The 12527-nt window shown below is 34.8% G+C and carries 11 protein-coding genes; 2 read left to right on the plus strand and 9 right to left on the minus strand.

Going from position 1 to position 12527, the window contains the following annotated elements:
• Positions 1-10 precede the first annotated feature (10 nt).
• The 6 genes from ACMAYX_RS07105 to ACMAYX_RS07130 form a co-directional block, all read right to left on the minus strand.
• The gene (locus tag ACMAYX_RS07105; RefSeq protein ID WP_412471852.1) at positions 11-1927 is read right to left on the minus strand and encodes an ABC transporter substrate binding protein; all 1917 of its coding nucleotides are present in this window, start codon (positions 1925-1927) and stop codon (positions 11-13) included.
• A 42-nt stretch (positions 1928-1969) separates the two neighbouring features.
• The gene (locus ACMAYX_RS07110; RefSeq protein ID WP_412471851.1) at positions 1970-3814 is read right to left on the minus strand and encodes an ATP-binding protein; all 1845 of its coding nucleotides are present in this window, start codon (positions 3812-3814) and stop codon (positions 1970-1972) included.
• Positions 3815-3943: 129 nt separating this feature from the next.
• The gene (locus ACMAYX_RS07115) at positions 3944-4513 is read right to left on the minus strand and encodes a YceI family protein (RefSeq protein ID WP_412471850.1); all 570 of its coding nucleotides are present in this window, start codon (positions 4511-4513) and stop codon (positions 3944-3946) included.
• 7 nt (positions 4514-4520) lie between these two features.
• The gene (locus ACMAYX_RS07120; RefSeq protein ID WP_412471849.1) at positions 4521-5684 is read right to left on the minus strand and encodes an NAD(P)/FAD-dependent oxidoreductase; all 1164 of its coding nucleotides are present in this window, start codon (positions 5682-5684) and stop codon (positions 4521-4523) included.
• A complete protein-coding gene (locus ACMAYX_RS07125) occupies positions 5681-7642 on the minus strand; it encodes a hypothetical protein (RefSeq protein WP_412470173.1) in 1962 nt (653 codons plus the stop codon). The genes ACMAYX_RS07120 and ACMAYX_RS07125 overlap by 4 nt, the downstream gene beginning before the upstream one ends.
• Positions 7643-7698: 56 nt before the next feature.
• A complete protein-coding gene (locus tag ACMAYX_RS07130) occupies positions 7699-8757 on the minus strand; it encodes a type III polyketide synthase (protein ID WP_412471848.1) in 1059 nt (352 codons plus the stop codon).
• 130 nt (positions 8758-8887) lie between these two features.
• On the opposite strand from ACMAYX_RS07130, the gene ACMAYX_RS07135 reads away from it, so the two are divergent.
• Positions 8888-9403, plus strand: a complete 516-nt coding sequence (locus ACMAYX_RS07135) for a LuxR C-terminal-related transcriptional regulator (protein WP_412471847.1) — start codon at positions 8888-8890, stop codon at positions 9401-9403.
• A 26-nt stretch (positions 9404-9429) separates the two neighbouring features.
• Positions 9430-10074, plus strand: coding sequence for a hypothetical protein (locus tag ACMAYX_RS07140; protein ID WP_412471846.1), 645 nt, complete (start codon positions 9430-9432; stop codon positions 10072-10074).
• A 17-nt stretch (positions 10075-10091) separates the two neighbouring features.
• Here ACMAYX_RS07140 and ACMAYX_RS07145 read toward each other — a convergent pair whose 3' ends face one another.
• The 3 genes from ACMAYX_RS07145 to ACMAYX_RS07155 form a co-directional block, all read right to left on the minus strand.
• Positions 10092-10586 (minus strand): Hsp20/alpha crystallin family protein, encoded by a 495-nt coding sequence (locus tag ACMAYX_RS07145; RefSeq protein ID WP_412471845.1) that lies wholly within the window; start codon positions 10584-10586, stop codon positions 10092-10094.
• Between the two features lie 80 nt (positions 10587-10666).
• Positions 10667-12016 carry an NAD(P)H-binding protein gene (locus ACMAYX_RS07150; RefSeq protein WP_412471844.1) on the minus strand — a complete coding sequence of 450 codons (1350 nt, stop codon included), beginning with the start codon at positions 12014-12016 and terminating at the stop codon, positions 10667-10669.
• A gap of 15 nt (positions 12017-12031) precedes the next feature.
• On the minus strand, positions 12032-12499 hold the full coding sequence (locus ACMAYX_RS07155) for a DUF4442 domain-containing protein (protein WP_412471843.1): 468 nt from the start codon (positions 12497-12499) through the stop codon (positions 12032-12034).
• Positions 12500-12527: the final 28 nt, after the last annotated feature.

A 12527-nucleotide genomic window follows, 5' to 3' on the forward strand; every position in this document is an offset into this window, starting at 1 on the left:
CTATATGCCACTAAGATTTCTTAAGCGGAATTACAAAAACAAAGCGAGTTAATGTAGAACTCTCATCCAGATAAAACTCTCCACCATGCTTTTCGATATTACTTTTTGAAATACTAAGACCTAAGCCTGTTCCCCTATTCTTCTTCTTAGTTGTAAAGAATGGCTCCATTATCTTGGCCTTTATATCATCAGGGATGCCTCTTCCTGTATCAGTAATCGAAACTTCAACATAGTCATTGTCGTACTTTCTAATAGGTATTGCCTTTAGGTTAATCCTTCTTTCCCCGTTAACTTTAATGAGTTCATCAAATGAGTTATTAATTAGGTTTAAAAGAACTTGTGCAATCTGAACAATTGAGCCATGAATAACAATTGACTCATCCACATTAATTTTGAATTCAATATCATTTTCTTTAAATTTCTCATAACAAAGCGACGTTACATCTTCCACCGCTTCAATAAGATGAAAGTCAGCGGATTTTGATTTGTCGCCATCTTTTGCAAGATGCTTTAATCCTTTAATGATCTTTGAGATTCTAAAGGCAGTACTTGAGATACGCCCAGCATTTTTTTTAATACTATCTAAGTCTGTTCTTTGAGAAATACGATTGGCACTTAAATCGATAATTGTAAGTGGATTATTAATTTCATGAGCAATACCACTGGCCATTTCACCAATTGAAGCGAGTCTCGCTGAGTTAATAATTTGAGACTGTTGCTGTACAAGCTGAACTGTTCGGTCATGAACATTTCTTTCAAGCTTTTCGTTCACTCTAATAAGTAGGTCTTTATAACTACGTTGTTTTTCGAAGAAATATAGCAAGATAAAAAAGAAGATACATAAGCAGACAAAACAAGCAAAAACAACTAAGAGTTCAGACTTATACTCATGATAGAATTGAAAAAAACTTGAAGAGTAACTAATAATTTTGGAACGCTTTGGTAATTTTTCGACATCAATATTATATCGTTTAAGCTGATCATAATCGAAAACGAGATCATTAATAGAATCGACAATAAGTGGAATCTCAGAAATTTTCTTTTCACCAGAAAGATACTCATTTGCCATGCGAGCAATTTCTCTTCCATAGATCGTTCCGTCAGAAACATTGCCCCCGACAATCCCTTTGTTTAAGAAGACTTTATTGAATCCATAAATTGGCTGAGCTGAAAACTTACTTAGGTTCTTAATATTCTCATCAAGCTCAAAATACTTTCCATCACGATCTCTCGCATAAACACCAAAGAGAACAATTGAGTCGTCTTCAAAGTGTTTGGCCATTTCATAGATTTCTTCCATATTGTAATTTTCAATATAGATAATCTTTTGCTTAAGATTCATTTTTTCAAACGAACTTTCAAACTGCTTTTTTAGATAGCGTCCTGTTGGAGTAAATTGCGTGTTAATCACATAAATTTTAGTTGCTTTTGGATTAATTAGTAATGCACTTTTAACAGTTGGGATAACATCAAATGTTTCAACAACACCTGTAAAGTTCTTCTCTGTTCGATAGAGATCACGCTTAAACTTATCATATCCATTAACTCCACTAAAGATAATAGGAGCATCATTAAAGATTTCATTTCTATACTTTATGGCGAAATCAAAGGCATAATCATCAGTCGTAACAATCAGATCGATTTTATGTGAGCTAAATTTAGTTGCATAAAGTTTTGCTAGAACTTCATCATATTCACGGCCGAAGAATCTTTTAGAGTCCATATACTCCGTATAAAAATTGATTCGATATTTATTTTTACGATGAAGGTTGTAACGAAATGAGTTATCAAGCTCCTCAGTCCATACATTACCTTTTTCATAGGAGTGAAGCATGAGAATATCATAAGATTCAGCTGCCCTCGTAAAGGAAGAAGTAAGAATAAGTAGAAAAATAATTAGTCGATAGACGGCCTTAAATAAACTCATTCTAAATAAATATCACTTAACCAATGAAATGTAATTAGTTATTTAGGCAGTTGGTAGTTGAATAACAAAACGCGTATTAGGACACGACTTATCCACAAAGATACGCCCTTTATGATGCTCAATGATATTCTTACAGATACTTAGGCCAAGACCTGTTCCTCTTTGATCAACCTTAGTTGTAAAAAATGGCTCCATGATTCTTTCAAAAATCTCTTCTGAAATCCCTTTTCCAGAATCTGTCACTGAAATTTCAACGATATCCTTTTCTTTTTTTCCTTCGAGCTTGATCCAGCGCTCACTATCTCCCTGAACTAATTCATCAAAAGAATTATTGAGAAGGTTCAAAACCACTTGTGAAATCTGTACTGGTGCCCCATGAACCTTTAGGTTCTCGTCGACATCAATCTTAAAGTGAATTTCGTTCTCTCTAAATCTTGCCTGACAAATTGAAATGACATCTTCAATAGCAACCTTAATATTCACGAGTTCACTAGTTAGACTAGCATCCTCTTTGGCCAGTTGCTTGAGTCCTTTAATAATTTTTGAAATACGATCAACAGTTAGTTTGATTTTTTCTGCCGACTTTAAGACAACTTCATTATCTGACAATTGAATAATTCGATAAGCACTTAAATCAATGATTGTTAGTGGGTTATTAATTTCATGAGCGATCCCACTTGCCATCTCTCCAATCGAAGCAAGCTTTGCAGAATTGATAAGTTTCGACTGCTGCTCAATTAACTGTCTTGTTCTTTTTTCAACTCTATCCTCTAATTGTTCATTGATTCGAAGAACTTCTTTCTTATGCTTCTTTTGTTGCTCAAAATGATAAGCAAGAACAACTAAACTAATAAATAAACACGCAAAAGAAAAAAGAATAAACCAAAACTCGAAAGTATACTCTTCATAGAAGCGCAACAATTTATTATTACGATTTATAATTTGTGAATTAACTGGTAGCTTATGGAAATCAAGACCAAATTTAACAATTTTAGCGTAATCAAAAATAGCTGGTGCCTCGACATCCTCAACTATAGCAATCGAATTAATGTCTTCACCAGCAATTAGCTGATTCGCAATTAATGCCGCTTTCTTTCCGTAGAGTTCACCACTAGTGAAGTATCCCCCAGTCAACCCAAAAGGCAGATAGTATTTTAAGAAGCCATAAATTGGAACATTTGAGCGTTTTGCCAATTCTCCAAGATTCTTTTCGAAATCGAGAAAGTTCCCATCACGGTCACGAGAGAAGCCACCATAAAGAGCAAAAGAGCCTTTCTCTAAATTTTCAACTTTCTTATAAAGCTTATCAGCTGAGATATCCTCTAGGTATTCTACTTTACCGTCTAATCCTAGCTTTGAAATAGATTTTTGAAATTCTTTTTTTAGGTACTGGCCAGTTGGTGTGTGGATCGTATTGATGACATAGAATTTTTTCGCCTTAGGATGCAAGCTCTGAGAAAGCTCTAGCATTTTATCTATTTTGAAACTCTCCACGAGACCGGTGTAATTCTTTTCAAGGAGATATTTTTGCTTAAATTCTTCATTATAACCATTAACACCAGTGAAAATAATCGGACTATTTTGAAAAAGCTTGTCACGATACTTCATGGCAAAAGCAAACGCATTGTCATCTGAAGTAATAATTAATTTAATATTTCTGTCTGAATACTTTATTGAAAAGAGATTATAAAGCTTCTCCCCATAGTCACGGCCGAAGAATCTTTTAGAATCCATATACTCTGTATAAACATCTAAGTGATCACTTTCACTATGAAGATTTTTCTTGATTGATTGGTCAATGAGATCTGTCCAAATACTATCTCGAGAATACGAGTGCAGTATAAGTACTTCGTACTTATCCATTGCAAAGCTTGGAAAGATCGTCATGAGAAACGTGAATGTTAAAATTAATGCCCTGGCCCAGTTCACAACTTTATAATTAACATTTTATCGCTAAAAAGTATTGATAAAATTTATCGATTCAGCAAAAAATCTTCATAAAGTCCTGAAATCACTTCATGGTATTAAGTAAAAATTAACCTCGATTTCGTCATGCACAGTAGCGATCCATATCGATGGGTCCGGTATTTCAAGCTTTTTCAGTGATAGAACGGCCTTGCCAACCAAAGACATTTGACCGTCTGCGCTGGCCAATCTTTCGATGAAAATATCGATAGAATGTTTCTTATTTCGAACCTCAATAGTTCCCTTATTTAACTCACCCAGTCTAATTGGCCCAGGGATATGAACATTAATATGTGGGTTTTTTTCTACCTCAAGACACTTCTCATACATTTTTTCGTTACGAGACTCATTATCTGTATCTAATTTCTTGGCATCAATTTGAATCGAAATATCTTTGTAACTCCCCATGCCGTCTTTCGTATATGTTATCTTTGCACCTTTAACGACACCTTGAAAATCTGTAGTAATAAGGCCTGCTTTTGTCGAAGACATGTTAAATATAATACGATTCTGAGCATTAGCGGCTTGCTCAAAGTTATCATATTTTAGTGATAGCTTTGATGCTGCAATTGAACTTACTTGTAGAAGAATAAAAATAAAAATAACTTTATACAGTTTCATATTAACCTCATGAAATAATAATCTTTAAAAGACCTTTTAATGGAGTGTGAATATTTCCAATGATTCCAATAAAGGTATCTCTTCTTTCTTTACTGTGATTTAAAAATTTAGCAACAATTTCAATTAGCCATGAACGGCGAATCAACCACTGGAAACCAGTATTAAGAAATGATTTCTCACGAAAGTATTTTTCTTTTTTGTGCCTATAAACTTGTAAGGAAGAGTTATAATCAAAACAGATTTTTGAAATATTAATACTTTCAAATAACATCTTCGCTGTTAATAAAGCATTAAAGATACCTTCTCCTGTTATTGGATCAATAAAACCCGCGGCATCTCCAATTAGGGCAACATTATTTCCAATGACATCTTTTACATTATGCTCAATTGGAAAACTTGTATGTATCTTACTACCTTCTTCTAATGTAACCCCTAACTCATCTTGAATTCTTTCAAGATAATACTTGAAGGTATTGCGAGCACTTCCATATTGTTTAATCTCATCGGCACCACAAACAAGAGAGAGGTTTAGTTCAGTATTCGAGATAGGATCGACACCAATATAGCTTCCTCTTTCAAAAATAAACATCTGTCCTTTTCGAATAGGAACTTTGTCAGTATTGAGCCAAGCATGAAGAGCAATACGTTTTTTAGAATTGGGTAACTGAAGCTTCAATTGACGTGCAACGATTGAGTTTCGTCCATCTGCACCGACAAGAAGACGAGAATAATAAACTTCTTTATCAGCTGTTTCGACTCTCCAATATGTTCCTAAATACTCAAAACTCACAACACTTTGACCAAATCGTAAGTCTGCACCACTTTCACTTGCTAGCTTGGCCAGTCTCTGATCAAGAATTTTTCGATTAACACTGACACCAAAATTTCTCCTTCCTCCCTCACTTGTAGGGAATGTGCTATTAACACGACAGCCTTTTGGCGTATGTATCATCATCCCATTAAGAGGTAAGAAGCCATCATAAACTGATTGTAAATTAAGTTCATCAAGAAGCTTTACCCCTTGAGGACAAAGATATTCGCCGCATACTTTACGACCGACCTCTTTATTTCTTTCAAGAATCAGTACTTTTGAATTCTTTTGAGCCATTAAGTGTCCAAGTAATGCCCCTGCGGGACCACCACCAATGATAAGTACATCATAAATATTCATTTCCACTCCTCAACAATCTCTCTTAGAGACGCATTACCTAAGTAAAGTGTTGGCAGAACAAAGAGATCGAAAATCATTCCACAAAACAAGATGAAAGATAAATTCACCCCAAACTCTCTAATAGGAAGAAAGTCATAAATTCCAAATAATAAGAATGCGATAATAAGAGTAAGCGAACTCGTTAGAATAGGCTTAACGATTGTTTCAACATAAATGCTAAAGTCACCTTGTTTTTGGTCAAAGAAATGTAGTAGGTGAAAAGTACTGTCTACGACAATCCCGAGCCCCACACTATAAGTCATAACAGTTGCAATATTTAACGACATCCCCATGATATTCAAAAAACCTAGCGACAAACCAAGTGGCATTGTATTGACTAGAATAAAAATGGCAAAAAGCTTTATCTGTTTTAAAAAAATAACAGCAATGAGGGCCATGATAACCAAACTTAACAAAAAGCTCTTTGAAAGAGTATGCACCATTGCTTTTTGAGAAATCATTAAATTGTAGTACAGGCCATCTAAGCGATAAGTTTTCTCTCCAATAATACTTTTAACTTTATTCAATAGGATTTCGTATTGATCAACATTTAAAGGAGTTCCAAGAAGAGTTACCTTATATTGAGAATCTATTGGGTAAGCTTCTCTAATGCCTTCGGCCGCTTTCGAATAAAGTGTCACATAAGCAAATTTATTATCCGGTAAAGAATAATTTCCACTATAGGCTTCATTAATTTTTCTAACAACAAGGTTTCGAGATAATACTCTTACACCTTTAATTTTCTCTAACTCATCTTCAACTTGTGTAAGATTTTTCAAAGCTTCATATGATAAATCCCCCATACCAATCTCTAACAGTGGTACTCCTCCAGCTATCGTTGAGATATCATTAAAGCTCTTCGCAATATTTGTTTCCTTTGGAAAGTACTTAGTTGCATCAGTTACGATAGCAACATTTACTGCTCCCCAAATTCCTAAGATGATCGATAAAAGGCCAATTACAATAAAACTCAGACCCGAAAAGCTTCTCGTTGGATATCTTTTTAATTCTCCCCCCTTCGATTCTTTTAGCTTTAAGAAATTTTCAACACTAAGTAACCAAACGATTGACAGAAGAGAGCTTAGCAAAATCATGATACTACTAAGCACCCCAAAGATACGAATAACATAAATCTCACTTACATAAAGTGATAGGAATCCTATAAAGGTGGTAACAAGCATTAGTGCTATTGGACGAGTTTTATGCTTTAAAGCACCAGATAATGAACCATCTTTCTTTGCTGAAAAGTATATATGCTGTCCAAGAGACAAAATGATCACAAATGTCATTAACGGTACTATAGAGGTCACCATATTCATTGTGACAAAGAAGTATTTAATAACACTCAAACTAAAGAGCGCACTAAAAATACATGGGATAAAGAGCATTAAGGTTGTCAGAAAATCTTTTATAAATACAAGTAAAAGAAAAAATGAAAATGTAAATAAAATCGGAAAGAGCTTTTCTTGAACAAGTGCCGAGGATTGATCGAGATGATAATTCGTATACTCATGTCCAGCACAGTAGAAGTTCTTTTCATCCTCCACTCTTTTGATGATCTCTTTCAGTTGACTTTTTTCGCCATTATTAAAAATTAGAAAACCAATTCGATTGGAAGAAATAAGGTCAGCTTTCGCTAGTTTTCCTTTTTGAAGTTCAACATCCAGTTCCCGACGCTCTTTTGTAAGATCATGTGGATAAACAAAGTAACATTCATCACTACATAAATCCTCAAGCTTTTTACCAAAATTTAGAAGTCTTGAATAAGCTTCGATACTTGGAGTGTCATTTGCGTAAACAACAAGAGAGTCCACTTCTGGGTAATCTTGCTGAAATGCCTTAAACTGTTCTATCCCCTTATCTGTTAAGAAGATTGACTCAGGATTCTTTTGTTTTAAATCCTTTGTATAAAACAACATTCCAGCGAAGACCCCTAGAAATAGGATAATAAATAGAGACCTAAAGATCGCTTTTATTATGACCTCCACTCTAAAAGAATACTTTGGGCCATAAAGCCAGGGCCGAATGCTAGCATATAACCACGCTGCCCACTTTCAATAACTCTTTCTCTTGTAACCTTGTCAAAGATATGAAGAATTGTCGCAGAAGACATATTTCCACAATTTTCAAGAACCCATTTAGACTCTGAAATATCTTTGTTGTAATCACCAATATAGTCTTCAACCATTTGAATGATTTTCTTTCCACCTGGATGAAACATATAATTATCAATATCCTCAATTTTTAGTCCATTTCGCTCTAAGAATGGTAAAAAGATATGTTCAAAATTTCCTTCAATTGCACTAGGTACGTCTTTATCTAAAACAATTTTAAGTCCTGAGTTAATTAGCTCAAATCCCATGAGGTATTCACCATGAGAAAAGTTATACATATCTGTATCGATAATATGAGCACCTTTACCTTCGCCGCCTTTTAAGACAGCACAAGCAAAACCGTCAGAGAAAATTGCAGTCGATACAAGATTGGCAGCATCAAGATCATTAAGTTGGAAAGTGATACTTGGGATTTCCATTGTCAGCACAAGGGCCGTTTTACCGGGATTGGCCTTTAAGAACTCATCTGCATAAATAAGAGCAGATGTACCACCCGCACACCCCATTTCTGTAACAGGAAGACGAACAACGTCCTTTCTTAAACCAAATTCATTGACCAGGTAAGCATCAACTGAAGGGATCATGAAACCTGTACAGCTAGTTGTGATGATATAGTCAACTTCACTTGGATCAATATTCGATCTTTCAAAAGTTCGTTTCAATAACCTCTTACCGTACTCAACCATTTTGGCCTTATAGATATTATTTTTCTCTTCAAAGCTAATGTTGGAGAAAACAGTCTCAAGGTCAACAACTGCACTACGTTGATCAATTTTGGAGCCCTTGAATATTTTCAGGGCCTTACGTCTTGTTGTTTCATCAACATCTTTTAGCCATAGGCGCTGTGCTGCTTCAACAATCTCTTCAGTCTTGTACGTGTAATCTGGTTTATAAGTTTCCATGTGAACAATACGAGTCATTTGTTCCTCCTTTCGTAGAGAAAGAATCGTTCAAAATCCTAAATTTTGTAACTGGACGAAAGTCCTAATTCCAAATAAAATGTGTATTATCAGATAGATACAACACTTATAAGACTAAGGTCCTAGAACTATGCTTAATAAACGTGAACGCCTAATTACTGGAATACTCTTCCTTCTTATCTCTATTTTTCTCATTTTTGATATCTACGAAGACCTCAGCGAAGGCTCGACTTATGAGCATGTGATCGAGGAAGGTATTGTTATGCTCATCGGACTTATCGGAACTGCAGTTCTATGGTTCAAGTGGCTATTTACGAAAAAAGAAAACTTAAGAATTAATTCAGACGTTACAAAGTTAAAATCAGATTTAGAAAATTATAAACAAAAAACTCAAGATCTTTCACGTGGCCTATCTGAAAAAATTAATGATCAATTAAATGAATGGTCACTAACAAAATCGGAAAAAGATATTTCATTACTTTTGTTAAAAGGCTTAACAATAAGAGAAATTGCCGATATCAGATCGACATCTGAAAAGACGATTAAGCAGCACTGTACCAATATCTATAGTAAATCAAATCTCAGTGGACGCAGCGAACTATCAGCATTCTTTTTAGAGGATATTTTAGTCATTGATGAGTTATAATTTCCAAAGAAGAATAACCAAGAATAATGGCCATGAATCTTAAAGAATTTAATGAAGAATTAGCAAAAACGAATAAACTAGTGATTATAGGACCGATGGCCCTAACTCTCCCCTATATTATTGACTCTCCAATTATATATGTTGATGGTGGCCTAAACCATAGACCAAGTGACGATCATCCTTACCTTTCAGTTGGTGATGATGACTCAAATAAGACTAGTGATAGTCTTGATATAAAATTAGATGAAAATAAAGACTTTTCGGATTTAACGTACGCACTAACACTGATACCAGATAATATTACCGAAATTGAGCTCTTTGGATTTTTAGGAGGAAGACTAGATCATCAAATGGTGACTTTAGGCTCGATCCACCACTTTCTAAAAGAAAGAAAACACCAAACAAGGTGTCATTTTGAAAAGAAAATTATCGCAAATTCAAGCGGTAACTTCTCTTTTACACATGAAGGTATTTTTTCAATTCTTAGTCTTGAAGAACAAGAAATAACAATAAGTGGTGCTTGTGATTATCCCCTCAATGACGATAAAGGAGTAAAAACTCTTAGTTGCCTTACTCTTTCGAATAAAGCCTACGGTGAAGTCCATATAACATCTAAACACCCTATTTTTGTCTACTTACTAGATAAAGAAGTGCCAGGCAACAATGCCTAGCACTTTCATTTTTTTTTTTAATGAGATGACTTCTCTTTTTCATCAGAAAATAATTTAACAAAATTTTCTGTCGCATCAGAAACTTCAATCTTATGCGCTTTCTTCTCTGCACTCTTAGGAAGGGCCAGATAAAGAATTCCATCTTGAAGTTGGGCCTGCACTTCACTTCGATTTATGAAGTGTGGAACAGTTAGACTGCGAGAGATACGACGTGTCTCTCCACCACCATCTTCAAATAATGTCTTACGTTCTGCCTCAATAGTAACGAGGCCATCATCGACTTGAATATTTAAGTCTTCTTTTTTTACACCAGGCATATCAATGCTCAGTAAGTAAGCATTATCAGTCTCCTTCATCTCTCCGAAGGCATTAGAATTTCCGCTTCCTCGACCTTGCCAAATATCTTCAAGGCCTGAGATGATATCTCTAAACTCGTTGTCAAAACTGGAACTATTGAAGAAATCAGAGCTAAATGCTGAACTTTTTCGTGGGACAATTGAACGTCTAATCATGATAAACTCCTTTAACTTACGTGTGTATCTTCTCTTAATAAGATGGGCCCATTTTATCACTGTAAAAGAGTCGGATAAACTTAAGATATTTTTAAATGCTTCAAATGAGAACTAAAGGACTTCATCACAAGAAGATGAATAGGTGCTTGTGTATAACAGTAAATATACCAAGGAAGCGACGGACAAAATTCATTGATTGATACAAGTGTAAACTTTCCATTGGCCACACTCCTAAATTCGAGCCATCCCGAATTAGTCGTTGCACTTAATAATCCTCCAATAATATGGAACTTGGCCCTTCTTAAGTTAGATTTATTTTCGATGTATTTAAGAGTTAATAACGGAGTGTTGATACAAATAATATTAAAAGTAATAAGCCCCCTATCCTCATGTACATAGATAATGAATCGAATAAAACGTGGAAGCCACTTCATATAAGTACTTGCTAACTCTTTCATTTCAAGGTGACTAGGATTATCAAGACGTTGAATTGAACGAACAGTCCTCTCTTCTTTACGTCGTGCTACACGAGGTTTTCTCTTTGTCTTTTCAATTCTTACTAGATCAAGCATTTGATCATATGTTCGAATCTTTATTAAATTATCGATGTCACTGTCAATTTCAACTTTAGGTAGATGACATTTTAAACTATCAACTAATGGAGAAACCAATTCAATTTCTGATTCACCAAAAACACTTACCCACCATTTAGATAATTTTAAGTAATTAATCGGTACTGGAATCATTGGACAGAATTTTCTAAAACGTTTTGATGTTTTGCGTATTAGTTGTTCATAGGTTACATCCTCACCATTAACGACATTTATAATACGGTTATAAAATCTGTCATCGCAAATAAGCTTAGTGATAACTCTTAGTAAGTCATCAATGAATACCACTTGAGTTCGACTCTTTGTCCACTTTGGCAAAATCATTGCGGGAAGATTAATTACAAGATTTTTTAGAATTTCAAATGAAGAGCCCCCATCACCAACAATCATACCTGCTCGCAAGAGCGTATAGGGAATTCCAGTTGATTTGAAAACTTCTTCAACTTCTAGACGGCTTTTAAGATGCTCGCTACTTTCTCCAGTAGGAACGAGCCCTCCCAGATAGATAATATGTTTCACATTATTATGTAGACATGCTTTTGCAAAGTTATCTGCCAAGAGCAAATCTGTATCTCGAAAACTTCCCTGAAATAATCTTGAAGAAGGAAGCATTGAGTGAACTAAGTAGATAGCGATATCGATATCTTTTAGCGCTTCTTTAGTGCTATGATATGAAAATAAATCAGTTTTAGAAAATTCAACATTCTCATCAGAATAAGATTCACTACGCCCTAAGGCCCTTACGAGATGCTTATCCTTAATCTTTTGAATGAGATTCCTACCAATAAATCCATTGGCCCCGGCAATTGCTATTTTCATAATGAACAACTATTTTCAATAATTTCTCTTTCGTCGTACGTAGAGTGTTTTCTTTACTCTGGCCACTTTCTTATTATCTTTGTCGTAAATAAAAGTTTCAAAAACAGGAAGAGCCTTTCTGGCTTCGCTTGCCTCTTGCTTAATCCTGTTTACTTCTTCCATCTTTATCTCGAACTCGGCCTTGACGATATCTTTGCCTGGACTTAAGAATTCGATCTCAGCAGCTTTATCCCAAATAATATGATCTTTACCAAGGTGAAAACTTAGTAAGAGCATATAGAATGGATCACACATAGAGTATAAGCTTCCGCCGAAGTGAACTCCAACATAATTAGTATTAAGAAATGTTTGTTTCATTTGAACACTGATCTTCGTGCGTTCATCGTTGATTGATAGAACTTTAATTCCTGCACCGAGGTAAGGAGGCCAATAATTTAATAATTTAATGGCCTTTTCTGGAGGTATTTTTTGCCAAAAACTCATGCCACACCTTAAAATTCAACTAAATAAT

The sequence above is a fragment of the Halobacteriovorax sp. RT-2-3 genome, from assembly GCF_047085075.1.
Lineage (GTDB): Bacteria > Bdellovibrionota > Bacteriovoracia > Bacteriovoracales > Bacteriovoracaceae > Halobacteriovorax_A.